This window comes from Reinekea marina (assembly GCF_030409715.1).
Classification (GTDB): Bacteria; Pseudomonadota; Gammaproteobacteria; order Pseudomonadales; family Natronospirillaceae; genus Reinekea; species Reinekea marina.
On sequence record NZ_JAUFQI010000001.1, the window covers coordinates 2,387,932 to 2,411,915 of the forward strand.

Annotated in this window: 28 protein-coding genes; 8 read left to right on the forward strand and 20 right to left on the reverse strand. The window is 44.0% G+C overall.

The window, feature by feature from the left end; genetic code table 11:
- Positions 1–57: 57 nt before the first annotated feature.
- Entirely contained in the window at positions 58–1,050 is a 993-nt protein-coding gene (locus tag QWZ13_RS12880; RefSeq protein WP_290282114.1) for an AraC family transcriptional regulator, read from the forward strand.
- Here QWZ13_RS12880 and dbpA read toward each other — a convergent pair.
- The gene (gene dbpA, locus QWZ13_RS12885; protein ID WP_290282115.1) at positions 1,047–2,435 is read right to left on the reverse strand and encodes an ATP-dependent RNA helicase DbpA; all 1,389 of its coding nucleotides are present in this window, start codon (positions 2,433–2,435) and stop codon (positions 1,047–1,049) included. The two genes, QWZ13_RS12880 and dbpA, sit on opposite strands and share 4 nt — an antisense overlap.
- Before the next feature lie 4 nt (positions 2,436–2,439).
- Here dbpA and QWZ13_RS12890 point away from each other — a divergent pair, with 4 nt between their 5' ends.
- Entirely contained in the window at positions 2,440–2,616 is a 177-nt protein-coding gene (locus QWZ13_RS12890; RefSeq protein WP_290282116.1) for a hypothetical protein, read from the forward strand.
- On the opposite strand, the gene QWZ13_RS12895 is transcribed toward QWZ13_RS12890, so the two are convergent.
- The 6 genes from QWZ13_RS12895 to QWZ13_RS12920 all read right to left on the reverse strand — a co-directional run bounded on the left by QWZ13_RS12895 (position 2,596) and on the right by QWZ13_RS12920 (position 7,924).
- Complete coding sequence (locus tag QWZ13_RS12895) at positions 2,596–3,663, reverse strand: ABC transporter ATP-binding protein (RefSeq protein ID WP_353958988.1); 1,068 nt, start codon at positions 3,661–3,663, stop codon at positions 2,596–2,598. The genes QWZ13_RS12890 and QWZ13_RS12895 overlap by 21 nt on opposite strands.
- 8 nt (positions 3,664–3,671) lie before the next feature.
- A complete protein-coding gene (locus tag QWZ13_RS12900) occupies positions 3,672–5,288 on the reverse strand; it encodes an ABC transporter permease (protein WP_353958989.1) in 1,617 nt (538 codons plus the stop codon).
- A gap of 2 nt (positions 5,289–5,290) precedes the next feature.
- Positions 5,291–6,307, reverse strand: coding sequence for a Fe(3+) ABC transporter substrate-binding protein (locus QWZ13_RS12905; protein ID WP_290282117.1), 1,017 nt, complete (start codon positions 6,305–6,307; stop codon positions 5,291–5,293).
- Between the two features lie 80 nt (positions 6,308–6,387).
- Positions 6,388–6,990, reverse strand: coding sequence for a YitT family protein (locus tag QWZ13_RS12910; RefSeq protein ID WP_215998663.1), 603 nt, complete (start codon positions 6,988–6,990; stop codon positions 6,388–6,390).
- A 146-nt stretch (positions 6,991–7,136) separates the two neighbouring features.
- Complete coding sequence (locus QWZ13_RS12915) at positions 7,137–7,577, reverse strand: methylglyoxal synthase (protein WP_215998664.1); 441 nt, start codon at positions 7,575–7,577, stop codon at positions 7,137–7,139.
- 2 nt (positions 7,578–7,579) lie between these two features.
- Positions 7,580–7,924 (reverse strand): VanZ family protein, encoded by a 345-nt coding sequence (locus QWZ13_RS12920; protein WP_290282119.1) that lies wholly within the window; start codon positions 7,922–7,924, stop codon positions 7,580–7,582.
- On the opposite strand from QWZ13_RS12920, the gene QWZ13_RS12925 reads away from it, so the two are divergent.
- Together QWZ13_RS12925 and QWZ13_RS12930 are read left to right on the forward strand one after the other, a co-directional pair.
- Positions 7,914–8,036 (forward strand): hypothetical protein, encoded by a 123-nt coding sequence (locus tag QWZ13_RS12925; RefSeq protein ID WP_290282120.1) that lies wholly within the window; start codon positions 7,914–7,916, stop codon positions 8,034–8,036. The two genes, QWZ13_RS12920 and QWZ13_RS12925, sit on opposite strands and share 11 nt — an antisense overlap.
- On the forward strand, positions 8,014–10,254 hold the full coding sequence (locus tag QWZ13_RS12930) for a CHASE2 domain-containing protein (protein ID WP_290282121.1): 2,241 nt from the start codon (positions 8,014–8,016) through the stop codon (positions 10,252–10,254). The genes QWZ13_RS12925 and QWZ13_RS12930 overlap by 23 nt, the downstream gene beginning before the upstream one ends.
- Before the next feature lie 3 nt (positions 10,255–10,257).
- On the opposite strand, the gene gloA2 is transcribed toward QWZ13_RS12930, so the two are convergent.
- The 7 genes from gloA2 to QWZ13_RS12965 all read right to left on the reverse strand — a co-directional run bounded on the left by gloA2 (position 10,258) and on the right by QWZ13_RS12965 (position 14,358).
- Complete coding sequence (gene gloA2 / locus QWZ13_RS12935; protein WP_290282122.1) at positions 10,258–10,656, reverse strand: SMU1112c/YaeR family gloxylase I-like metalloprotein; 399 nt, start codon at positions 10,654–10,656, stop codon at positions 10,258–10,260.
- The gene (locus QWZ13_RS12940; protein WP_290283366.1) at positions 10,656–11,780 is read right to left on the reverse strand and encodes a 1-acyl-sn-glycerol-3-phosphate acyltransferase; all 1,125 of its coding nucleotides are present in this window, start codon (positions 11,778–11,780) and stop codon (positions 10,656–10,658) included. Before QWZ13_RS12940 ends, gloA2 begins: the two co-directional genes overlap by 1 nt.
- A gap of 116 nt (positions 11,781–11,896) precedes the next feature.
- Positions 11,897–12,214 (reverse strand): hypothetical protein, encoded by a 318-nt coding sequence (locus QWZ13_RS12945; RefSeq protein WP_290282124.1) that lies wholly within the window; start codon positions 12,212–12,214, stop codon positions 11,897–11,899.
- Positions 12,214–12,612: a YiiD C-terminal domain-containing protein gene (locus QWZ13_RS12950; RefSeq protein ID WP_290282125.1), complete on the reverse strand. Its 399-nt coding sequence runs from the start codon at positions 12,610–12,612 to the stop codon at positions 12,214–12,216. The genes QWZ13_RS12945 and QWZ13_RS12950 overlap by 1 nt, the downstream gene beginning before the upstream one ends.
- Before the next feature lie 13 nt (positions 12,613–12,625).
- On the reverse strand, positions 12,626–13,282 hold the full coding sequence (locus tag QWZ13_RS12955) for an HAD family hydrolase (RefSeq protein ID WP_290282126.1): 657 nt from the start codon (positions 13,280–13,282) through the stop codon (positions 12,626–12,628).
- Positions 13,283–13,286: 4 nt separating this feature from the next.
- On the reverse strand, positions 13,287–14,264 hold the full coding sequence (locus tag QWZ13_RS12960) for a zinc ABC transporter substrate-binding protein (protein WP_290282127.1): 978 nt from the start codon (positions 14,262–14,264) through the stop codon (positions 13,287–13,289).
- Positions 14,194–14,358, reverse strand: a complete 165-nt coding sequence (locus tag QWZ13_RS12965) for a hypothetical protein (protein WP_290282128.1) — start codon at positions 14,356–14,358, stop codon at positions 14,194–14,196. The genes QWZ13_RS12960 and QWZ13_RS12965 overlap by 71 nt, the downstream gene beginning before the upstream one ends.
- A gap of 26 nt (positions 14,359–14,384) precedes the next feature.
- Here QWZ13_RS12965 and znuC point away from each other — a divergent pair, with 26 nt between their 5' ends.
- Together znuC and QWZ13_RS12975 are read left to right on the forward strand one after the other, a co-directional pair.
- Entirely contained in the window at positions 14,385–15,146 is a 762-nt protein-coding gene (gene znuC / locus QWZ13_RS12970; protein WP_290282129.1) for a zinc ABC transporter ATP-binding protein ZnuC, read from the forward strand.
- Positions 15,139–15,936 carry an iron chelate uptake ABC transporter family permease subunit gene (locus tag QWZ13_RS12975; RefSeq protein WP_290282130.1) on the forward strand — a complete coding sequence of 266 codons (798 nt, stop codon included), beginning with the start codon at positions 15,139–15,141 and terminating at the stop codon, positions 15,934–15,936. Before znuC ends, QWZ13_RS12975 begins: the two co-directional genes overlap by 8 nt.
- Here the strand turns inward: QWZ13_RS12975 and QWZ13_RS12980 are convergent.
- A complete protein-coding gene (locus QWZ13_RS12980) occupies positions 15,933–16,361 on the reverse strand; it encodes a GFA family protein (RefSeq protein WP_290282131.1) in 429 nt (142 codons plus the stop codon). The two genes, QWZ13_RS12975 and QWZ13_RS12980, sit on opposite strands and share 4 nt — an antisense overlap.
- A 1-nt stretch (position 16,362) precedes the next feature.
- Positions 16,363–17,577, reverse strand: coding sequence for a serine hydrolase domain-containing protein (locus QWZ13_RS12985; protein WP_290282132.1), 1,215 nt, complete (start codon positions 17,575–17,577; stop codon positions 16,363–16,365).
- Between the two features lie 146 nt (positions 17,578–17,723).
- On the opposite strand from QWZ13_RS12985, the gene pepQ reads away from it, so the two are divergent.
- Positions 17,724–19,034 carry a Xaa-Pro dipeptidase gene (pepQ, locus tag QWZ13_RS12990; RefSeq protein WP_290282134.1) on the forward strand — a complete coding sequence of 437 codons (1,311 nt, stop codon included), beginning with the start codon at positions 17,724–17,726 and terminating at the stop codon, positions 19,032–19,034.
- Here pepQ and QWZ13_RS12995 read toward each other — a convergent pair.
- From QWZ13_RS12995 to QWZ13_RS13005, 3 genes are read right to left on the reverse strand one after another with little or no spacing between them, the layout of a single operon-like run.
- Positions 19,021–19,686, reverse strand: coding sequence for a HEPN domain-containing protein (locus QWZ13_RS12995; RefSeq protein ID WP_290282135.1), 666 nt, complete (start codon positions 19,684–19,686; stop codon positions 19,021–19,023). The genes pepQ and QWZ13_RS12995 overlap by 14 nt on opposite strands.
- A gap of 48 nt (positions 19,687–19,734) precedes the next feature.
- Positions 19,735–21,102: an aminotransferase class V-fold PLP-dependent enzyme gene (locus tag QWZ13_RS13000; RefSeq protein ID WP_290283367.1), complete on the reverse strand. Its 1,368-nt coding sequence runs from the start codon at positions 21,100–21,102 to the stop codon at positions 19,735–19,737.
- Positions 21,000–21,218, reverse strand: coding sequence for a hypothetical protein (locus QWZ13_RS13005; protein WP_290282136.1), 219 nt, complete (start codon positions 21,216–21,218; stop codon positions 21,000–21,002). The genes QWZ13_RS13000 and QWZ13_RS13005 overlap by 103 nt, the downstream gene beginning before the upstream one ends.
- 76 nt (positions 21,219–21,294) lie before the next feature.
- Between QWZ13_RS13005 and QWZ13_RS13010 the strand changes: the two genes are divergently transcribed.
- A complete protein-coding gene (locus QWZ13_RS13010; protein WP_215998679.1) occupies positions 21,295–21,747 on the forward strand; it encodes an Lrp/AsnC family transcriptional regulator in 453 nt (150 codons plus the stop codon).
- Here QWZ13_RS13010 and QWZ13_RS13015 read toward each other — a convergent pair.
- Entirely contained in the window at positions 21,740–23,977 is a 2,238-nt protein-coding gene (locus tag QWZ13_RS13015; protein ID WP_290282138.1) for a CHASE2 domain-containing protein, read from the reverse strand. The genes QWZ13_RS13010 and QWZ13_RS13015 overlap by 8 nt on opposite strands.
- Positions 23,978–23,984: the final 7 nt, after the last annotated feature.

Sequence of the window (23,984 nt, forward strand, 5' to 3'; positions counted from 1 at the left end):
TTAACAATAGAGTACCTTTAAGTGACAATTTCTTTGGGCGACATTTCGGTTCGTTACGTGCAGCTTCTTCTAAAAACCGCAAGAGATAACGGTATAAAAACCCATTCTATAGAGCAGCAGTTTTTGCTTTCTAAAGAAAAGCTAACCTCGCCTTATAGCCGCATCAGTATTCCAAGATTTATGCGGCTCGGAGAACGATTAATCCACTTAGGCGATTGCCATGATTTAGGCTTAAAATGCGGCGCAAATATTCGGTTAAGTGATTTAGGCATCACAGGCTACTTAGCCGCGAATGCCCAAAACTTGCATCAATCGTTAAATTGTATCGCCAGCTATGAAAAGCTTAGCAGCCAAAACCTTCGCGGCCACTCCAACGTGCGACAAGACAACAACAAAGTCATCTTTTGTTTTTACAGCATCAGTCCTTACAACCAGTATAACTATTTTGTGGTCGACCTAGCTTTGCGTGCTACGGTTAATTTTGTTAATGAACTGAGCGGCCAAAATTTAGAGCCTGAGCGCATAGAGTTTGAGTTCCCTGCCCCACATTATGCGTCACTTTACAGCCAATACTTCTCAGCGCCGGTGTATTTTAACCAACCGCGTAATGCTGTCGTATATCGAAAAGAAAAGCTCATGATCGCCCCTAAAAACGCTAACGAGATAACCTACTTAGAATTAAAAACTGAGTGCGATCATTTACTAAGCCGTGTGAGCCAAAATGATAGCTTTGTTGAGCAAGTGATGAATGAGATAGGCCCTTTATTAACGTCAAAAGCCCCAACGATGGAGCAAGTGGCACATAATTTAGGTATGCCACCTTGGACACTCAGGCGGCGCTTAAAGGAAGAGCAAGTACGCTTTAAAGATTTGATTGATGAAACACGACAAACGTTAGCGGGTATTTATACCAAAGACCCGCAATATTCTTTAGAGGAAGTCAGCTTTTTACTCGGGTTTGCTAACCCTACAGCGTTTCACCGTGCGTTTAAACGTTGGTTTGATTGCACGGCAAGCCAGTTTAGAGCAAACAAAACGTTGACAGATTAGCCCCGTATTAGCCGCACTCGGAAGGATCGACCTTTTAACTTACCTTCCGATAATTTCTTAAGCGCTTGTTTCGCCACGCTCTTTTTAACGGCAACATAAGCGGTATTATCAAAAAGCTGGATTTTACCAATGGTATCGCCTGGAATCCCTTGCGCTCCCGTTAAGGCACCCACGATATCACCTGGACGCACCTTTTGCTTTTTGCCGCCATCAATTTGCAGCGTCGCCATGCTCGGTTTCACGGCAGGTTCTTCTAAATATTTACTGTCGGGAAGGTCAATTGGATCGCCCAGAGGATCATGATCTAGTGGCATTTGCGCAACACGGTGACCTTCTTTTTCTTCAAAAAAAGAAATAGCAATGCCTTTGTTGCCAGCACGCCCGGTTCGACCAATTCGATGCACATGAACTTCAGGGTCACGAGATAACTGGAAATTCACAACCGCATCGAGCGATTCTATGTCAAGTCCGCGAGCGGCAACATCGGTCGCTACCAGCACCGAAGCACTTTTATTAGCAAAGCGCACCAAAACTTGGTCTCGCTGTTTTTGTTCTAAATCACCGTGCAGCGCCAATGCCGAAAACCCTTCAGAGGCTAAATAATCCGCTACATCATCGACGTCACGTTTCATATTACAAAAAACCACGGTTGTCTCTGGCGCAAAGCGTTTTAACACTAAGTTTAGGGCTTCGAGGCGATGCTCATAATTTTCAACTTTGTAGAACTTCTGTTCAATTGACGCGTGGCTGTGAGTACTTTCAACTTTTATCATGGCTGGATCAACCATAACTCGTGCCGCAATTTTTTGAATTTGATCCGGAAAAGTGGCACTGAACAGCAACGTTTGCCGAGCATCTGGTACGTAACCTAAAATGTTATCGAGCGCCTCTTGAAACCCCATATCCAACATTCTATCGGCTTCATCCAGCACCAAGGTTTCAACGTTATCTAGTTTAAGCGTACCTTTACGTACATGTTCTTCAACGCGACCTGGAGTACCCACAATAATGTGTGCACCATGCTCTAAAGACCCGATTTGTGGCCCAAAAGGCATACCACCACACAATGTTAACACTTTAATGTTATGCGTAGTTCGAGCCAATCGGCGAATCTCTTTTGCCACCTGATCGGCTAATTCGCGCGTTGGGCACAACACCAAAGACTGAATGCGAAATCGCTTTACATTAAGCTTTTGCAGCAGCCCTAATCCAAAAGCCACCGTTTTACCACTGCCTGTTTGCCCCTGCGCAATGACATCGCGACCCTTTAATACATGCGGCAAGCTTTCTTGCTGAATTGGAGTCATCGAGGCAAAGCCTAATGAGGATAAATTTTCGATAAGCTCGGGCTTTAGCGAAAGAGAAGAAAATGAAGAAGTAGTCAAAGAAATGCCTGCAAGAAGTGGTGGTTTTAAAAAACCGTATTTTAGCAGAGAACCTAATAAGCTGCGAGCAAGGAGTTCACAGCGCTCTGAAGAGAATGCAACTAGAACACTATTCAGCTTTTTAAAGCTAAAGCATCGTATTCAATGTAAGCGCTTAAATTTAATTGTTTGGTTCGAATAATATGATGTGATCTAAATCAAGCTTGATGCCAATTCGCTCGCCTAGCGCGTGATTATGGTGACTCGATGCTAAACAAAGAAGCTTTTGGCCGTTGGTAAGTTCTACTTGGTACTGAAAATAGGTGCCGCGAAACTGCTTGCTTATGATTAACCCAAAAAAGTTGCTGTCGTCATCGTGCAGCACATCATCTGGTCGCACTAAAACATCAACTTTGGCATTTATCGGAAAATTATGAGACTCGGTGATGTCTAAAATGCCGAGTTCTGTATTTATTTGCTGGTCATTTAAGATCTCGGCCGATAAAAAGTCGCCTTGGCCGATAAAGTCTGCTACAAACCGTGTTTCAGGCAAATGGTATAACTCAAATGGAGCGCTGTATTGCTCCAAGCAGCCTTCATTCATTACGGCGACTTTATCGGCTATCGCAAAGGCTTCCAATTGATCATGGGTCACAACAATTGCCGTAATGTTTTCTTTAACTAAAATTCGACGAATATCGGGCACCAACGTTTCTTTAAGCGTTGCGTCTAAACCTGAAAAGGGCTCATCCATTAACAGCAAAGAAGGTTTCGGTGCCAGTGCTCGAGCGAGTGCAATTCGTTGTTGCTGCCCGCCCGATAATGAGCTCGGATATCGATCCGAGGTATGCTCTAAGCCCACCAGCTGCAACAGTTCTTTAACTCGCTCCAATCGACGCTCGGAACCAAGTGATTGAATACCAAAGGCAATATTCTCGGCGACGGTTAAATGTGGAAACAAAGCAATGTCTTGAAAAACCATGCCAATATTACGAAGTTCTGGTGGTACTTGCTTGCTTTGAGAAGAGACTGTTTTCCCGTGCAGGGCAATGGTGCCATTTGTTACCGATTCAAAGCCAGCAATGGCGCGCAACAAAGTCGATTTTCCACATCCACTTGGCCCTAATAAACAACCCACCTGGCCGTTTTCTAAATGCAACGACACTTGCTTTACTACTCGGTGATCACCATAACTTACATCGACAGAATCGAGCGTGAGTACAGGCGGTGTTTGTTTATTCATATTCATAAAAACCACTAATTCTTGATGATGGACCGATTCAATAAAATAACCGGAATTAAACCCACTAACACAATGGTTAAGCTTGCTGGCCCAACATCGATTAAACGTTCATCGGAAGCAAATTCATAGGCTCGAACAGCCAAGGTATTAAAATTAAACGGTCGTAAAATTAACGTTGCAGGTAACTCTTTTAATACATCGACAAACACAATGAGAAACGCCGTTAAAACACTGCCTTTTAGCAATGGCACATGCACTTTGCGAATAATTTTTGCCGGAGTCAGCCCTAATAATTGTGCACTTTGATCGATACTGGGCTTGATACTTTGCAAACCACTTTGAATAGAGCCCAATGATACCGCCAAAAAGCGAACCGTATAGGCAAAAATAACGGCAACTAATGTACCCGACAAAAAAAGCTCAAATTCGGAATCCGTATACCGCTCTATAAAAGTCAGTAATTGATCATCAAAACCATTGAACGCAATGACGACACCAATTGCAACAATAGTACCTGGCATGGCGTAACCAAGCGAGGTGACTTGAACCGCACCGCTCACCCATTTACTGTTCGATTTTCTAGCGGCATAGGCTAATAGCAACGCTAAAGTAACCGCCACAAAGGCCGCAATAAACGCTAAGCTAAAGCTATTCCAAATGAGCACAAAAAATTCTGGCGTTAATAAAACAGTACTTTTAACAGACCAATAGGCTAACACCAGAGCGGGGATAATAAACCCAACTGACGCAGGCACTAAACACCACGCTAAAACAATCCACTTCAAAGCGCCTTTCAGCTGAACTCGTTTGGGCTTGATTTTGTTTTCGGTATGGCTGAAATATCGAATTTTTCGGCGAGAAAACTTTTCCAACATCACCAACAGCAATACAAACGCCAACAAACTGGTGGCCAATTGTGCCGCTCCTGCAATGCTGCCGAGCCCATAATAGGTTCGGAAAATACCGGTCGTAAAAGTACTGACGCCAAAATATTCTACGGTGCCATAGTCGGCAAGGGTTTCCATGAGCACCAGACTTAAACCCGCTATGATCGCTGGCCGAGCCATTGGTAAGGTAACTTTAAAGAAGCTTTTAACAGGGCTTACACCTAACGAGCGGCTTACATCTACTAAATTACGCGACTGAGATAAAAATGCGGCTCGGCTCATCAAATAAACATAGGGATACAGCACAAAAGACAGCATTAACATAGCGCCCGTCAGTGAGCGAATTTCAAAAAACCAGTAATCACCGTAAGACCAATCGAATGTCGCTCGAATAAAACTTTGCACTGGTCCAGCAAAATCTAAAAGACCTGTGTAGGTGTATGCAATGATATAAGCAGGCATTGCCATAGGTAATAGCAACATTAAAGACACTATTTTTCGGCCAGGAAACTCAAAGCTGCTGGTCCACCAAGCACTCGATACACCCAGAACAATAACGCCCACGCCCACGCCAAACATTAACAGTAAGGTATTGATAATGTAGTCAGACAACACACTGCTATAAAGGTGCTGCCAAACAGACATGTCTTGAGAGAAAATTTTAAAGACTATAACGACAATCGGCAGCGTTAAAAACGCTGCCGTAATAAGTGTTATAAAAGAAAGTTTTTCGAATCTTTGCAAGATTACTTCCAGCCAGCGCGATCCATCAATTTAACCGCGGCTTCGTTGTTTTCGCCTAATACAGTTAGGTTAACAGCATCGGCTTTAAACTCACCTAAATCTGCCAAAGCTTTAGCAGCTTCAACGCCTGCAACAACTGGATACTCGTTGTTCACTTCAGAATACCACTTTTGCGCTTCAGTGCTTAGCATAAATTCAATTAACTGCTTAGATTCTTCTACATTTTTAGACGCCTTGGTAATGGCTACACCACTGACGTTAACGTGTGTTCCACGATCATCTTGGTTTGGCCAAAAAACACCCAGCTTAGCCGCTACTTCATTATCTGAAGCTTTATCGCTGTTCACTAAACGACCGTAGTAATAAGTGTTTGCAATCGCAATGTCACACAGGCCTGCCGCCGCGGCTTTTAATTGGTCGGTATCACCGCCAGAAGGTGGACGAGCAAAGTTATCTACCAAGCCTTTTGCGAAGGTTTCAGCCGCTTCAACTCCATTAGCGTCAACCATCGAGGCGATTAAAGACTGGTTATAAATGTTGCTAGAAGAACGTATGCATATACGCCCTTTCCACTGAGCATCTGTTAAGGCTTCGTAGGTAGAAAGCTCGCTTTCTGAAACCTGGCCTTTAACGTAAAAAATAGGACGGGCGCGCATGGTTAATCCTGTCCAGTAATCATCGCTGTCTCGCAAACTCGCCGGCACTTTGGCATTGACGACATCGCTGTTTAAAGGCTGAAGAACATCGGCCGTTTTTGCTCGATACAAGCGACCAGCGTCAGCGGTGATTAGAATGTCTGCAGGCGAACGCTTGCCTTCTGTGGTTAATCGAGTGATCAACGCATCGTCTTTGCCCGATACAAGATTCACTTCAATACCCGTTTGTTCACTGAACTGATCAAGAAGTGGCTTAATCAACGCTTCTTGACGCGAAGAATATACGTTGATTTCAGCTAATGCTGAGGTTGCAGTAAGAGCAACGATGCCAGCGGTGATGAGCTTTTTAGTAACTTGTTTCATGATGTCTCCAATGCATTACATAATTTTCGCAAACAATAACGATAATGAAGATTAAATGCAAATGATTCTCATTGAATTTTTTAAGTAATTTGATATCGGCCCGGTTTATGGTTCAAAGCAATGACGATATTGAGAGCAAATGCACCAAGAACCGACGTAATTAACAAAGGCAAAGGCACTAAAAAATACCCCACACAAACAATGCAAATATCGATCACCATCTGAAACTTGCCCGCTGAAAGCTTAAAACGCTCCTGCACAAATAAAGACAAAACCCCTAACCCACCCAAACTGGAGACATGGCGAAACATAATCAGAATACCCATACCGATGCATAACCCCCCTACCACGGCAGCAAAAATTGGGTTCACGTAGTCGAAGGTGATAAACACTCTGAAATAATCTGACATAAAAGACACCAGAGTCACGGAGACAAAGGTATTTAACGTAAATCGAGAGCCAATGCGCGTATAAGCTAAATAATAGAAAGGCAGATTTACAACAAAGAATATTTGACCAAAGCTAAACGGGAACACATGGGTTAACAAAACAGCGATGCCTGCGGTTCCACCTGTCAGCAGCCCACAGACATTAAAAAGGTAGATTCCGAGAGAAACGAAGGCCGAAGCCATAATGACCGCCAAAACGTCTTCGGCGATGGAGTGGTGTTTTTTAGGTTTCAAAGGCTACCTTTTGTGCAGTCGTTAAAAATGAGACTGCATCCTACTGATAAATTAAGCCCAGTATAGACTCGATCCCTCAATAGGATGGTAGATGAACACGCCCTTATGTACAGATTTCTATACAAAAACTACAAAACACTGTTTGGTTAATCCGCTGGAGTGCTTCTATTTGCATAGGCCGAAAAATCGGGGGCATCGGCGGTATAGTCATTATGCAACAACGGCGACATAATCATAAAATCGGCGCTCGCTTTATTACAGGCCACCGGCACGTTGTACAGTGCAGCAATGCGCAGTAAAGCTTTAATATCAGGGTCGTGTGGTTGTGGTTCGAGTGGGTCCCAGAAAAATATCAACAGATCGATCGCGCCTTCGGCAATTTTTGCGCCTATTTGCTGATCGCCCCCTAATGGGCCACTGAGCAAACGTGTCACCGGTCGATTCAAACCCTCTTCTATTAATCGCCCTGTTGTCCCCGTTCCCCAAATCGTTAAGGGTGCAAGATGGTCTTTATGCTTTTGCGCCCACGCAACTAGTTCTTTCTTTTTATTATCGTGCGCTACTAACGCAACATTTTTACTGGCCATCTCTAATCCTTATATAATCGACTGTTTTTTAAAAAAGTAATATAACAAAGAGCGAATATTCCGGTACCGATAGCCAAACCAAGTGAATTGGCCACAACATCGGCCGCGCTGGCAAATCGGTACTCCGTTAACCCTTGTAAAAATTCTATTAAAATACCATAGCAAAAAAGCCCAACAATAGTGGCAACTTGCTGCTTAAAAGCAACCAAACCCACCAAACTGAGTGCTCCATATGCGATAAAATGGTTAACCTTATCGTTGGGTGAAAAATCTGGCTGTGAGACTGGCGCTAGAGATAACACCATGACTAAAAGCAACATTAGCACGAACGCTATTTTGGCCAACATAAAAAAGCCAATACGAATACTCATACTTTCCTCAATAAAATCGACTAAACTTAAGTTTATCAGTGTACAACGCTTTCAAATAGGAAATCATGCCCTTAATTCAACTCATTAAAGAAAACGGTATTCGCTGGGGCGTCGTCTGTCTGAGCTTAGTGTTTACACTGTCGTTAACCTTATACCAAATCGTTAGTGCACCATACGACACCAGTTCATTTATTAAGCGGCTCGATTACCTGTTTTATGATTGGCGCTATAACCTCCTTTTAGATGAAAACCGTTTCGAGCGAGCCGAGGCCAACATTGTTATCGTCGATATCGATGAAGAGAGCTTAAAGGTTGAAGGCCGATGGCCGTGGTCGAGGGAAAAACTGGCAACCATGGTAGATCGTTTGGCTGAAGCGGGCGCCGTTGTCATTGGTTTTGATGTATTAATGGCTGAACCGCAAATAAACCCGACGGAAGAATTGCAACGCAAAGCACGCGCCATTGGGCGCCCTGATGTTGCTGAAGCGCTGAATACGTTTAAAGATGAAACCGCATACGATGAAATTTTAGCCCGCAGCTTTGAAAACGTCGATGTACTACTGCCCTTTTTATTCCACGATACAGACACCATTGCGGTTGGCCAATTGCCTAACCCGGTGGCCAGCATTGACCCCAGCGATGCTCAAAATATTTTAACCGTCGATGCCTATGGCTACACAGCCAGCGTACCACTTTTACAAGAGGCTTCCGTAGGCGGCGGTTTCATTGTACCGACCATAGATGGCGATGGCGTATTAAGAAGAGCGCCCTTAGTGCAACGCTATGGCAATGACCTTTATCCGGCGTTGTCTTTAGCTATGGGGCTGTCTTACTACCTACTCGACTCTATAGAATTGGAGCTCGAAGTTTTCAGAAAAAACCTACTGGCCGTAAAGGGCTTCCAGTTTGCCGATAAAAACATCATCACCGACTTTAGAGGCGGCGTGCTCGTGCCCTATTTAGGTGGCGAACGGCAATACCCTTATATTCCTGCAACCGATGTATTGAACAACAACGTTGAACCCGGCACCTTTAAAAATGCCTTAGTTTTGGTGGGAACCTCATCCGTTGGATTAGCCGATTTACGAAGCACTCCCGTCGGTACTCAATACCCTGGCGTAGAGGTACACGCAAACTTACTGAATAGTTTATTGGTGGGCGAATTTCCCTATGATTGGGAGTACGCTAACGAATTTACCGCACTGGTACTGTTTATTTTAGGTTTGTTATTCACTCTGTTTTCGAATCGTTTTGGTCCGTTTGCATTATTGCTGGCAACGCTAACCCTTCTAGCCAGCTTATTAACTTTTAATCTTTATTTTTGGCTAGAGCAAAATGCGTCGCTGCCATTGGCCAGCAGTATTTTACTAACATTGGGTTTAGGTGCTATTCATCTACTAGAGGGCTTTTTGTCGGAGCGCATGGCCAAACAACATGTGACCAGTGTCTTTGGGCAGTATGTGCCAAGCGAACATATTTCTCATATGCTTGAAGCGCCCGACAAATATGGTTTTGAAGGTGAAACACGAGACATGACTGTGCTGTTTTCAGACATTCGCTCGTTTACCACCATCTCAGAAAATCTTTCCGCAACCGAGCTAAAAGATTTACTCAATCGTTATTTCACGCCCATAACCGAATCTATTTTTAATCATCAAGGGACTATTGATAAGTACGTCGGCGATATGGTTATGGCGTTTTGGGGTGCACCACTTGATGATGAAGATCATGCCGAACATGCTCTAGCCGCCGCCGTAGATATGTTAGAGGTTTTAAAAAAACTGAATCCAGAATTAGCCGCATTAGGGTACCCAGAAATAAAAGTGGGTATTGGCTTAAATTCCGGCCAAATGAATGTCGGTGACATGGGTTCCAATTTTCGAAAAGCATATACCGTACTAGGCGATGCCGTAAACTTAGGCTCTCGCCTTGAAAGCTTAACGAAATATTATTTCGCCGACATTTTAGTTGGCCCGGAAACTAAAGCACAATGCCACTCTTGGGCATTTCGTTTAGTTGATAAAATACAGGTTAAAGGAAAATTAAATGCGGTTGATGTTTACGAACCAATAGTGCCTATTGACCAACTCACCGAATCTTGGACGAGCGAATTGCAAAAACACGATCACGCATGGCAAGCTTACCTTGCAAAAGATTGGCATAAGGCCAACACGCTGTTTTCTGAGCTCGCTCAAAGCTCTCAACGGCCCCATTTATATAAAGTTCTGTTAGAGCGGATAACTGGGTTAGCCAGCCAGACCTTACCTGATAATTGGGAAGGAACCTTTATACATGAAAATAAATAAACGTTACGGCTTACACTCTACCAGCTCTAACGGCAGCCCATCTGGATCTTGAAAAAAGGTAAATCGATTTCCAGTCAGCTCGTCAACCCGCACAGGCTCAACTAAAATATTGTTGCTGACTAAATAGTCTATCGCTTCATCTAATATTGAAACTTTAAACGCTAAGTGCCTGAGCCCTTGTGCCTCTGGCTTGGAGGGTCGGCTGGGTGGGTTAGGAAAACTAAATAGCTCAACTTCAAATCCATCGAAAGCCACATCTAGTTTGTAGCTGCTGCGTGCTTCGCGAAGTGTTTCCGCAATCACTTTGCCACCTAATACTTCGGTATAAAAATGTTTTGATACTTCATAATTAGAGCAAATAATCGCAATATGGTGAACGCCACCTAAGCCAGGTACGGCCATTATAATGGACCTTCATTTTTCTTCATGCGCATTCCGTTGGCATACTGTTTTAATAAAAAGGGTTTTATTTTATCGTTTAACTTATCAGTACGTGCCTGCAATTGCGAAACAGCTTCCGTTGTAGCGCTAAACGATTCACCATTAAGCATGGCTTGCGCCCATTCGTTGGTTTCAAATGGTCGGTATAATTTATAAATTTGTTCATCAATGGCCAGAGCAACATCGGCGTCTTTTTCAAATGACCCTTGGAGTACATTGCCAAACTCTAAGTGCACACGACCTTTCCAACCGGTCATGCCTTTAGCAATAGAATTCATATCTTCGTTTTTACGTTTTTTATAATTACCTTCTTCGGCCATGGCATGCAATTCACGCGCTTTAGCAATATCGGTTGGGTCTAACTCATAACTGATGGCTACTGGCACAATATTTAGTTCATTAATGTAATCGGCATAGTTTACAGTTTTGGGTTTGCTTAAACTGAACATGCCAATGACAGCACTGTTGGTCTTATCATAGCCCGCTTTGGCACGGCCTTCTGCTTGAGCTATCCATATATTGGCTTTTTCCTCCAATATTGAATAGTGAATATATTTAGACAGCTTCTGAGCGGCTCGTAAACGTTCTTTCATGCCCTTTAGGCCGCGCTTAACAATGAAGCTTTTATTCAATCTCATTAAATTCGAGGAAAACGGTTTTGATAACAAGTTATCCCCTATGGCAATTCGCACGGTGTTGAAACCATTATTATACAAAGCCCAGTTCACCATGGCTGGATCCATCACAATATCGCGGTGATTAGAAACGAACAAATACGCCTTAGTTGGATCAAGGTTCTCTAAACCATGCACACTGTATTCTTGTATCGATTTTCGCACTAAAAACCCAGCAAACGGTGCTAACTTACGCTGAAATTGCTCAATGCTAGACACACCCAATAAATAGGCTTTGAAGACCAGTCGAATAAAACCCTGAACCAGTTTAGGAACTTTTTTATTGAGCCCAGGCGCTAACCAAGCGGCCATGGTTTTGGAAAACTCAGGGTCATTCAGCGTTTCTTTCAAAACGCTTTTTACTTCATCATCGTGAAAGGGGCGAATATCGTCAAATTGGCTGTCGTTCATAAACTTCACAGTATCATTCAAGAGTGAGCATATTAACGAGTTTTCAAAGGAGTTTCAGTATTTTTAGCCGCTTTATGATTGCTTTCACGACAGTTATTCTTTTATGCCGAAAATAACTAACCCGTAATTCGCCAATACATTTTGCAACCGTTTATATCAATATGAAACTGACTATTTTGAGACAATGCATATTGCGCGCCCGTAAAAAGTGAAAACAACACATCATTTTCTTGCAAATAAAACGGGGTTATCTCGGTATCATTTAAAAACTCACAAACACTGTCAGGGTTTTTAGATCGATACATTTGCCAGACTTTGGTGAATGTACTCAATAATTGCTCAGGTAAATTAAATTCTATCCACCCGTGTTGCGCGAGCCAACGGTATTGCACCGTTGGTTGGACAAGAATTTTATCAATCGGGACTTGCTGCATTATTGTAAGATTCGATAATCCGCGAGGAAAGTGCAGACTACCTCACCGGTTTCGTCACGAGCGATAATATCGACTATCGCCTTTAAATGCCCGCTAGGCCGTTTTACAGGGGCTTCTTTAAAGTGAGCTGTGACAGTAATGTTGCTCAAGGCTGCCTTAGGGTAACTGACCTCTCCGCTTTTAATGGCAACCTTCTCACCAAAGCCATGTTCAGAGGCCCAATGCGAACATAAATACCAGCCCGTTAAAACAACCGTAGAGTATTGGCTACCCGCAAAGAAGGTGCCTTTATCATTTCTATTCCCTTCTATAGGCATCGTAAATACCGCCTCGTGAGAATCGCACGATACTTTTTTAACACCTAGCGGTTTGATCGGTTCTATTGCTTCTAAATTCATCTCTTAGGCTCCGTTACACTTTTGTTAGCCAATTGGGCAAATGCTCTAATGATTCAATAGACCCGGCTAACATGGGGTGCCACTCTGGTTTTGTGGGGATTAAATCTGGCACATGAAGCACTTGGCAACCTGCGCTAGCTCCCGATTTCACACCATTCTCACTGTCTTCAATGACTAAAGTGCCGTTGGCCGGCATTCCTAAATGCTCAACGCCTTTTAAATAGGGTTCTGGGTTTGGTTTTCCTTGACGAACTTGATCGCCACCGATCACATGTTTAAAAAACGGCAGCAACTCAAATTGAGTCAGTTTACTGAGGGCCGATTGAGTTTTCGTGCTGGTGACCACCATTTGTGGAATATCGAGCGAATCAACAAACGTTAGTGCTTCACAAACTCCCGGTTTAAGTGTCAGTTCGGTTTTCGCCATGCTGACATAAACTTCATTAACGGCCGAATACAGTGATTCAGCCTCGGCCTGGCTTTCAACAAACTGCAGATACCAATTGACCGTGCTAGCACGATTAAATCCAATAGTCTCTAAGTAGCGCTGCGCGGGGCGCTCCATTAAGTTCAAGGAGTTAGACACTTCAACAAAAGCTTTCTGAACCAAGCGCTCTGAATCAATTAATACGCCATCCATATCCCACAATACGGCTTGAATTCGGTTCATGCGCTTACTCCAAACACTCAGACATACTGGCCGACAACTGTGTTAATAATTCAAAGTATAAGGTCGGTCCTGGTTCAAGTTTGCTGCCTAGTGTGTCAATTACCCCAATCTTTGCAAACGGCAACTTAGATTGAATAACATTCAGGTAGCGAGCATCATATTGCGGCTCTGAAAATAAACAGGTAACCGAGTAGTTTTTGGCCGCATCAATTAATAAACTCAGCGTTTTCGGTCCTGGCGGTTGCTCAGGGTTTAACACGACTGCGCCAATGCCGTTTAGTTGATAGGTGGCTTCAAAATATTGAAAGCCATCATGAAACACTATAAATGGCTTAGTCTTTAATCCGGCGGTCTCAACATGAATGTTCCGATTCAGAATATTCAAATCGATGATCAATTGCTTCAGGTTGGCTTCGTAATTATCTTTATGGCTAGGATCTAACTGTATAAGCTGCTCGGCCACTGCTTTGCTGAACGCAATTGCATTAAGCGGATCTAGCCAAAAATGTGGGTCAAGCTGACCATGGTCGTGACCGTGCTCATGAGCATCATGCTCGTCATGACTATCATGGTCATCGTGTAGGCCTTCTTGCTGCGGAAATAAGCTTGGCCGATTCTCTAGCAACTTCAAGCCATGCTCATACCCGGTAAGTCCATTTTCATCAAACAGTTGCACAATAGTGCTCTTAAGCGCTCGTTGCTCTATTAATCGCCCTAAACTTTGCTCTAGGTCTTCGCCGACCCATATAAGTACATCGGCATCGACAACCTGTTGAAGCTGGCTAGGCTTTAACGCAGACGAATGCGGCGATTGATCGGTTGAATAGATAAGTGATGGCTCAAAAACGTCCTTACCTAAATGAGACACCAAACTGTGCAGCGGCGATATACTGACGGCTACTTTTAGCGATTCAGCATGTACATTCCAAGCGTTTAACAACAGCACAGTAAATAGTAGGCGAAATGGAAGGGTTTTGAACACGAGACAGACTCCTAAGCTTGAGAATGCGAAGGCTACCGATAGAAGGCGCTAATGTCCATGCAGGCCTTGATTTTTTACCAATCGCCGTCATCATGGCAGCACTAGCCTAGGAGCAGTTTCGTGCCGTCAACGTCTACACACTCAGTTTTATTACACGCCAAAGATATTGGCTTAACCATTAATGGTCAATCAATCTTAGAACAGGTGAATTTAACCATCAGCGCCGGCGAGATTGTCACCATTGTCGGCCCTAATGGGGCCGGTAAATCCTCTTTAATAAAAACACTGATTGGCATACAAAAGCCTACCCAAGGTCGAATACATCGCAAGCCATCGCTGACCATTGGCTATATGCCTCAAAAGTTATCCATTGATGATTCGCTACCCTTAGACGTATACCGGCTTATGACGCTGACACGAACGGCGAGTTTAGATGATGCCGTGCAAGCGCTGGCTCGAACTGGTGTAGAACACCTTATTCATCGAAGTGTCCAGAATTTAAGCGGTGGCGAGTTTCAACGCGTGATGTTAGCGCGTGCATTGTTGGCCAAGCCCGACATTCTCGTGCTTGATGAACCCGCTCAAGGGGTAGACTTTAACGGCGAGGTAGAGCTCTACGAGCTTATTCAAAAATTAAGAACGGAACTTGGCTGCGCCATTGTGATGGTCTCTCATGATCTGCACATCGTCATGGCCGCAACTGATCAAGTAATCTGTCTAAACAAGCACATCTGTTGCTCTGGCCACCCTGAATCGGTTTCACAACACCCAGAGTTTACTCAGCTGTTTGGCAAAGAGTTTGCACCAGCCCTAGCGGTTTATACCCACGAACATGATCACACTCACGATTTAGGCGACTGCGGAGGCCACCACCATGATTGATTTACTTTGGCCCGCCCTAGTTGCAGGAAGCCTCATCTCGTTACTAGCGGGTCCGCTCGGTAGTTTTTTAGTCTGGCGAAAAATGGCCTATTTTGGCGAAACGATGGCGCACTCGGGTTTACTGGGAATAACCCTAGCCGTGCTACTCAACTGGAATATTACTGTAGGTATTGCATTAATAACGTCTATGTTGGCGCTGTTGTTATTTGCATTGCAGCATCAACATAGAATTCCCGCTGATACGCTTTTAGGCATTATGTCTCATGGATCTCTTGCTTTAGGCATGCTGGTGTTAGCTTTTTCTACTCAAATACGAACCGACTTAACAGGCCTACTGTTTGGTGATTTACTTTCAGTAGGATCAAGTGATTTATGGTTAGTCGCCATCATTATTACCATCGGTTTGCCGCTGCTCATTACCATTTGGAAGCCGCTACTGGCCATTACCGTGAATGAAGATTTAGCCAAAGCAGAGGGCATTAACACGAGCTTAATTAAGGTGGTGTTTTTACTATTGGTGGCCTTAACCATTGCGACCGCCATGAAAATTGTGGGGGTGTTACTGATTACCGCCTTGATGATTATTCCGCCCGCCGCGGCACGCTTTATTGCAAAAACACCCGAACAAATGGGCGTTATTGCAACCATTATTGCGGTGTTATCGGTGTGGTTGGGCATTTCTGGCTCTTGGCAGTTTGATGCACCAACCGGCCCAGCCATCGTTGCGATGGCTGTTGTGTTTTTCGTCGCCTCTGTGGCCGTAACCAACTTAAAGCAAAAAGTGAATTAAGCCTTTGGTTTTCGGGGCGGCATAGCATCGTGCATTGGCAAGTCATCATTGTGGCGGTGCCAAGGTGCGTTTTCTTGCATGAAATTATGCTGCGAAGGCTTCAATTGCGGATCTTCATTTAAAGAACCGGCTGGAACGATGCGACGGTCTAGCCCTTTGGGTTGCCATGGCAAAGCAGACCCGCAGGTTTTGCAAAAACAAGTTCCAAAATACTTTGCCTCAGGCAAATGAAATTCTGAAATATTATCTTCACCCTGAGTCCATTTAAACTGATCGCCTTCTACAAACATGTTAGAAGCAAATGCACTGCCGGTCACTTTTTGGCACCGCGTACAATGACAATATTGAAACAAGTTTAAGTGCCCTGTTATTTCAAAAGCCACATCGCCACAAAGGCAACTGCCCGTTACTTTATAATCGCTCATGTTACTCCCCTTTATCACTGACTGATGATGCAATGGCCCTAAACGCGGCCACGGCCTTCAAGTTGGCTTCTCCATTATTTTCCATAAAATTAATATCGGCACTGTTCTTTACGATCACCACATCGAGTGCGCGATTAATATAAATAAACTGCCCGTATATGCCAATAGCCATAAATTCTTGGTCGGCGTTTTCAGGAACCCACCATTGATACCCATAACCAAAGGTTGTGCTCGATGTACTTCGTTTACCTGGCATGAGGTGTGGCGCATCTGGGGTAATACTGCTTTGAATCCATTGCTCCGGGATAACTTGCTCACCATTGACTCGACCAAAATCTCGATACAACTTACCAAAACGCGCGTAATCTCTTGATATTAAATTTAACCCGCCCAATACCATCGGCTCACCCTGGCTGTCGGTAATATAAATGGCATCGCGCTCTGTCCCTAATTTTGACCAAAGCCTATCGTTGAAGTAATCGACAATAGATTCGCCCGTTGCAGCACGCAATACCATGCCAATAACATGCGTATCGATACTCACGTAATGCATGTAGATACCCTGCTCACGATTACTCGAGAAAGAGCTGGCGAAATCATCAAAGCTGCCACCCAACGCCATAATTCGACCAAAGCGATTGATGTCACTGTTAAAATCGCCATAGTCTTCATTAAAGTGAATACCGCTCGACATTTGCAAAACATTTTTAATGCTCACGCCTTCATAACCGGTGCCTTTTAATCGAGGTACGTACTCGGTTACGGGTGCATTTAAATCTGCAATGGCGCCTTCGTTTACGGCGATACCAAACAATGCACTTAAGAAAGACTTAGCCACAGACCAAGAAATGCGCTGGTCATATTCTTCTGTTCCTAAACGATACTGTTCATGCACAATATCGTTTCCTCTTACTACCACCAACGCTGTTGTACTGGTATTTTGTAGCCAATTTTCAACATCGAAAACATTTTTATTAAACGTGAACGATTCAGGCAACGGCAAAGGCTTACGACCAAAGTGTTGAACAGGTGGCGTTCTTTTTATGGTCACTGTTGGTGCCATTGTTTGCATATTTGAAAAATTATGAACAATAACATTAGGGTTAAACAGCTTAATCGTGTGGTTTAATTGCTTTAATTCACTTTTGAAAAAAAATGCGACCAGCACCACTAAAACGGCTAAGACAATCAAAATTTTTACTGCAATGCTTTTCACTAAACTTGAACCTCTATTTTTATTTTTTTAATGTAAATGTGCCTTTGCGTTGGCTTACCGTTGCAATGACCACGAGCAAATAGCAACCCGCTAAGAACTAAGCTACACTCGCGCCCTTCAGCATATCATTCACTTAGGAGCCCGTCATGCATAACTACTTGCAACACCTCAACACCCTTCAACAACGTTATGACGCTCTTTGTAAGCAATACCAACTAGACGGCATTTTAATCAGCAGTGGCGCATTAACTTATTACGCGGGTGACGACATGAGCCACCCTTATAAACCGGCACCTTTCGCACAACAATGGCTGCCCTATAATGTGGATCCTCTCACTTGGATCTTGATTACGCCAGGCCAAAAGCCTGTTTTATACTGGCCGGCCCAACAAGACTTTTGGCACGTTATTCCAAATGCGCCTGAAGGCCCTTGGACGGAACATTGGCAAATAGAAGCGGCCGCCACAAACGACTGGATGAGCCAACTGCCATCAAATATTGCTATTTTAGTGAATGATCCTGAGAATTTACCTCCTGCTTTGAGTGGAGAAATAAACCCAAACACCGTTGTAAATGCCTTGGCGTACCAGCGAGCTTATAAAACCGACTGGGAAGTTGACCAACTCACACAAGCTAATATCAACGCCGTCAAAGGGCATTTAGCAGCCGAAAAAGCCTTTTATGATGGTGCTAGTGAAGTTAGCATTCACCAAGCCTTTTTAAACGCCAGTGAACAAATGCAAGCCGAAGAACCCTACAGTGCCATCGTCGGGCTAAACGAATCGGCGGCAGTGCTGCATTACGAGCGTAAAAACCGCTTGCCGCCGGCTGAGCATCGCACCTTAATTATCGATGCGGGCGCAAAAATCAATGGCTACGCCAGCGACATTACCCGGACAGTAACCAACGACACCGGCTTATTTAAAACCTTACTCGACAAAATGGATACCTTAGAGCAAGAGCTTTGCGCTGCCTGTACAGCAGGCACTGACTATTTAGCGGTGCATCAACAAACGTTGGTTGGCATTGCCACTATTTTGAAAGAAACAGGCATTTGCTCACACAGTGTTGATGTGCAACTTGAAAAGCGCATTCCTCAAGTATTTTTCCCACACGGTATTGGGCACCTACTCGGCTTACAAGTCCACGATATTGCGGGCAAGCAAATAAACTCAGAAGGAGACATTAAACCCTCTCCCGAAGAAGCACCTTTTTTACGACTAACGCGCCGACTCGAAGATGGCATGGTCATCACCATTGAGCCTGGTTTGTATTTTATTCCGATGCTCATTAATAACATGGTAGAAAACATCAGTGACCATGGTTGTAACTTAGATTTAATTGAACAACTAAAACCATTTGGCGGCATTCGCATTGAAGACAACGTATTGGTTAAAGGCGATACGCCGGTTAACTTAACGCGTAACGCCTACCAGCAACTGGCTAATGCCGATTAATGACCGGGTAACGCACATCGCCCCAATCTTCTTCGCCAGCACTGAGCATAATTTCTATAAATAAGGGCACTAAGGTGCCCAATAAGCCTGCACCATCTCGCACCTGTTCTCGGTTAACACGTCCTTCAAAGGTGGCGCCGCCATGCACAATTTGATTGCGCAATACAAATAAACGGTCTAGCACTATCGAGCACAATTCGGGTACGCGTTTACGGCTAAGTGCGTTTAATGCCTTAATGGAGGATTGATCAAACTCGGCTTGCCAATAGTTTGTTCCATTACGTTGGGCGTGCCAAAACGGCAAAAAAACAAAAGGATTTTTAACGAGAGATTTAACATGCCCGGAATATTCCTCCCACAAGCAACTGTATATCTTTTGCTCTTCATCGTGATTCACAATCAGTTCAATAAACTGCTGAAACGACTCCAGTGTCTCTAAAGGCTCATCTCCTACTTCGTCAACACAAAAACAAGCGCTGAACGAGATCCATAAAGAAATAAACTCTATATCTAAACTTTGCGCTTGCTCTGCACTTTTTAACCAACTAATTGCACGGTGCAATCGAATCGCATGGTTCGCCGACAACACGTCTTCGCGTTGCGCTAGGGCTTCTTTAAGTGAATCGGAAGTAGACAGGGTAAATGCAGTCATAATGCCATCTCAAATACAGTTAGCCTTAGCTTACTGTTAAACAGGTTATTAACTCAACAAGCTTTGCCAAAGATTAGGCGCTTTGTTTAATTTTATTGGCGACTCGTTAAAGGTTTGGTTATTAGCAATGGCTGCTATGGCATCGGCTACCTTATGAACTTCGGCTAATGACATCGCCGGATGAAAACTCACCCTGACCCAACCGGGCTTCACTGTTTGATGATCATCGCTTAATGCTTGGGTAATTTTGTTAGACGTGCAATGATCAATATTAAGCAAATGATGCCCGTATGTGCCAGCGCAGGCGCAGCCGCCACGTGTTTCAATACCATATTGCTCACTCAAAAGCGTTACAGCCTCATGGTAATCTAGGTTTTCAAAAATAATAGAGAAAATACTGAGCCTGTCTTTATGGTGCCCCGATAAAATTTTAACGTGACTGATAGCTTGCAACCGCGAGAAAAACACCTCATTGATTTGCCGCTCTTTTGTCATGATGGCTTCTACACCCATCTCTTCTTTAAGTTGAATCGCCAGAGCTGTTCTGATGGTTTGCAATATACCTGGCGTACCACCGGATTCACGCTGCTCTATATCGCTGACAAATTTATGTTCACCCCACGGGTTCGTCCATACCACGGTACCACCACCAGGAAGCTCAGGTACTTGGTTGCTGTACAGCTTGCCATTAAAAATAAGCACACCATTAGAGCCTGGTCCGCCTAAAAATTTATGAGGCGAAAAGTAAATGGCATCGAGCGATTCCAATTCGCTGGGGTGCATATCTATTTCAACGTAGGGTGCTGATGCGGCGAAATCGACAAAACATAAGCCACTGTGCTGGTGCATCAGCTTGGCGATTTCATGATAAGGAGTCACAATGCCTGTCACGTTCGAAGCGGCCGTGATAGAGGCTATTTTTATTTTTCGATGTTCTTGTTTGGCCAGATCGGTTTTTAACCAGGGTAAATCTATGGCATCGCCTTCTAGCGCAGGAATAACCTTTAATTCCACTAGGCTTTCTAGCCACATAGTTTGATTTGAATGGTGCTCTCGGTGTGTGATATACACCAAAGGCCGCTCAAAACCATGCGCCAACACCGCCTCTTTATACGATTCGTGCGCCCACCAACCTAACATTCTAATAAGCTTTGCTAAGGCACCTGTCATGCCATTGCCAACGCTGATTAAGGCATCTTCTGGCGCGGCATTGACGTGGCTTTTAATACGTTGCACCGCCTCATCATACCAATGCGTCATGGTTCGCCCGGTCACACTTTCTTCAGTGTGGGTATTGGCCATGTATTTACCGGCTATTTGGGCAATGCGATCTTCAATGGGTTGATAAAGGCGGCCACTGGCGGTCCAGTCGGCGTAAATACGATCATCCGATTCTTTGATAATGTGCGCAGCAATTTTTTGCCATTGTTCATCACTTTGATGCTGATTGGATACTGGCTGAATGGACATAAATCACCTCGATAGATTGGCTGTGTTTTGAATGTAACCAGTGTAATAGCCGCAAGCCGCAAAAATATGACTAAATTTTCGACATTTAGCCTACTTAAGGGTATGTTTTACCAATATATAAAATAATCAGGGTAATTTATGCTCGACAGTACCGACAAAGCCATTTTAAACCTGCTCCAGCAAGATGCATCCCTCTCGGTAGCCGATATTGCTGAGACCATAAATTTAACCGTCAGCCCTTGCTGGCGGCGCATTCAAAATTTAGAGAACCGTGGCTACATTGAAAAACGCGTCGCTTTGCTGAATCGGCAACAGCTCGATTTAGGCATCGATGTGTTTGTCTTTATCAAAACAAACCAACACAACGATGAATGGATAGAACAATTTTACAGTGCACTTGAAGTATTGCCCGAAGTGTTAGAAGCCTACCGAATGAGTGGCGATGTAGATTATTTATTGCGCGTGGTGGTTAAAGACATCAGTGCATACGATGCGTTTTATAAGAATTTGGTCAGTAAAGTTCCATTAGCCGACGTCAGCTCGAGCTTTGCCATGGAACGCATTAAATTTACCACGGCGGTGCCTATTTAGAGGTGTGGGTATAAACACCATCCCAATCAATGCCTACAGGGTTGGCTATAAAGTATTGGCAACGCTCAACATACATCAAAACCGATACATTTTCAGGCTGTAAGGTTTGAAGGTGATTAAACGCTGTGAGCGCTTGTTCAAATTCACGGCGCCGATACTGATTTAAGGCCTGTTGCCACTGTTCGTTAAACCTAACTTGCTCTGTAGAAATTTCCGTACCTTGAAGTTCGTACAATTCAACAGGTTCTTGCTTGCCCTTGACCCGAACTCGATCTAAATCTCGACACACAAAATGATGCTTCACCTTTTTATAGGTGGCATCACTGATCATAATTTCCACGCCATAACTTTTGGTGAGGCTTTCAATACGGGCGGCTAAATTTACACTATCGCCGATTACAGTGTAATTAAACTGCTGGCTTGAGCCCAGATTCCCGACCACTACATTGCCGGTATGAACACCAATGCCAGCTTTAACAGGAAATAGACGTTTTAAATCGGGGACACGTTCTACGATATGATCGAGTGCTTTAATCATGTCGACTGCCGCTTGGCAGGCATCCACTGGGTGAGAATCGAACGGAACCGGCGCGCCAAAAATAGCCATAACCGCATCACCAATGTATTTATCCAGCGTGCCGTTATTGTCCAGTACACAATCGGTCATTGGATCCATGTAGGCTTGCAAAAACCGAGACAATTCACTCGGCGTGACCGTTTCCGATAAATTAGTAAAGTTTCGAATGTCACTGAATAAAATACTGAGCTCTTTCTCTTCACCACCGAAATTCACTAAATCAGGATTAGCCGTTAACTGGTCTACTAAAGCGGGTGACAAGTAATGTTTAAAGGCAGAGCGAACGTGCGAATAACGCGCTTCAACCATAAAGCTCTGATAAAACATGATAAAAATAAAACACAGTGACCAAGTGGCCGTAGGGTAAAACAGATTATTCCAATGGTTTAATTCAGAAAAAGCCAAAAAGTTTAGGTACAGCAACACGCTTAACATCGTTAAATAAAGCAATACACGCGTTGGTGTTCTTGAGGTAAATGGAATAACAATGCCAATAATTAAACAGCCCACCACTACGGTGATTATATCGACCAATTTATGGTTCGCGTTACGGCTCAGTGGATCACCTAACACGATATTCTCGATCACATTTGCTTGAATTTCTAAGCCAGGGAACTCGGCACCAAAAGGAGCCGAGTGTGAATCAAACACACCGATGGCGGTGGAACCCAGCAGCACCATTTTGTCTTTAAAAATGCCTTCAGGCAGCCTCCCTTGCAGCACATCTATGGCTTTGTAGGTTTTAATGGTTTCTTTAGGCCCTCGATAATTAATGGGCAAACCACCCTGCTCGTTGGTTTTTATAGCCAGATCACCCACCAACACTTGGTTTATATAACCCCCTAAGGCTTGAACAATAATAGGGCTATCATCTAAATAGTGGGCCAAAGTTTTGAGTGCCAAGCTTGGGTACAAATTATCTTGATACCGAATGACTAAGGGTGCTTTGCGTACCACACCATCGAGCTCTGGAATTTGATTAAAAAAGCCAGCGCCATTGCCAGCCATTGCGATGCTATCTAAATTTGTAGTGACTGAAGAAAAGTCCATGGCTCGAAACGATTCAGTATTAGATTTTATGGCATCGACTTTAGAGTGCGACAAGGCTATGGAATCTGCACCTAAAGCATCGCCCTGTTCATCTAAATAGAAAAACTGACCATTCACCACATTGCCGACCATAAATATGGCCGTGGTCAGTGCGGTGTCACGGTTTGTTTGGGATTGCAATTGCTTTAACTTGGCACGTTCACTTTGCGTCCAGTTTTGGTTTTCTATAACGCTGTCTAAAGGTGAACCTTCGGGCTCTGAATAAATAATATCTAACCCGATAGTTACCGCTCCAAGGCGGTGAATTTCTTCTATGAGCTTGGCCTGAATGTCTCTCGGCCAAGGCCAGCGCCCGATGGCTTCGATGCTTTCATCATCGACCGATACTAAGTTAACTAAACCACTGGGTTGAACCACGCCACGAATTTGAAACCTTGCATCGAGTAAGTTTCCTTCGATGTCTTCAAATAGGTTGGGTTTTACCACTTCCATCAATAAAACAGAAAATACACCAAAGGATAACGCAATCAACACCGAAATAAGGCGGTTGTTTTTAGTACCGCCTTTTAAAATGGTGTTGTTGAGCTTTGTTAGGAAGGTCATTTAGAGT

Bases quoted from the DNA above. Each gene is read 5' to 3' on its own strand.
- QWZ13_RS12890 (WP_290282116.1), top strand. From the start codon at position 2,440: ATGCCTGCAAGAAGTGGTGGTTTTAAAAAACCGTATTTTAGCAGAGAA.
- QWZ13_RS12895 (WP_353958988.1), bottom strand. From the start codon at position 3,663: ATGAATATGAATAAACAAACACCGCCTGTACTCACGCTCGATTCTGTC.
- QWZ13_RS12905 (WP_290282117.1), bottom strand. From the start codon at position 6,307: ATGAAACAAGTTACTAAAAAGCTCATCACCGCTGGCATCGTTGCTCTT.
- QWZ13_RS12915 (WP_215998664.1), bottom strand. From the start codon at position 7,577: ATGGCCAGTAAAAATGTTGCGTTAGTAGCGCACGATAATAAAAAGAAA.
- QWZ13_RS12920 (WP_290282119.1), bottom strand. From the start codon at position 7,924: ATGTTGGCCAAAATAGCGTTCGTGCTAATGTTGCTTTTAGTCATGGTG.
- QWZ13_RS12930 (WP_290282121.1), top strand. From the start codon at position 8,014: ATGCCCTTAATTCAACTCATTAAAGAAAACGGTATTCGCTGGGGCGTC.
- gloA2 (WP_290282122.1), bottom strand. From the start codon at position 10,656: ATGGCCGTACCTGGCTTAGGTGGCGTTCACCATATTGCGATTATTTGC.
- QWZ13_RS12940 (WP_290283366.1), bottom strand. From the start codon at position 11,780: ATGAACGACAGCCAATTTGACGATATTCGCCCCTTTCACGATGATGAA.
- QWZ13_RS12945 (WP_290282124.1), bottom strand. From the start codon at position 12,214: ATGCAGCAAGTCCCGATTGATAAAATTCTTGTCCAACCAACGGTGCAA.
- QWZ13_RS12950 (WP_290282125.1), bottom strand. From the start codon at position 12,612: ATGAATTTAGAAGCAATAGAACCGATCAAACCGCTAGGTGTTAAAAAA.
- QWZ13_RS12955 (WP_290282126.1), bottom strand. From the start codon at position 13,282: ATGAACCGAATTCAAGCCGTATTGTGGGATATGGATGGCGTATTAATT.
- QWZ13_RS12965 (WP_290282128.1), bottom strand. From the start codon at position 14,358: ATGATGACGGCGATTGGTAAAAAATCAAGGCCTGCATGGACATTAGCG.
- QWZ13_RS12975 (WP_290282130.1), top strand. From the start codon at position 15,139: ATGATTGATTTACTTTGGCCCGCCCTAGTTGCAGGAAGCCTCATCTCG.
- QWZ13_RS12980 (WP_290282131.1), bottom strand. From the start codon at position 16,361: ATGAGCGATTATAAAGTAACGGGCAGTTGCCTTTGTGGCGATGTGGCT.
- pepQ (WP_290282134.1), top strand. From the start codon at position 17,724: ATGCATAACTACTTGCAACACCTCAACACCCTTCAACAACGTTATGAC.
- QWZ13_RS12995 (WP_290282135.1), bottom strand. From the start codon at position 19,686: ATGACTGCATTTACCCTGTCTACTTCCGATTCACTTAAAGAAGCCCTA.
- QWZ13_RS13010 (WP_215998679.1), top strand. From the start codon at position 21,295: ATGCTCGACAGTACCGACAAAGCCATTTTAAACCTGCTCCAGCAAGAT.
- QWZ13_RS13015 (WP_290282138.1), bottom strand. From the start codon at position 23,977: ATGACCTTCCTAACAAAGCTCAACAACACCATTTTAAAAGGCGGTACT.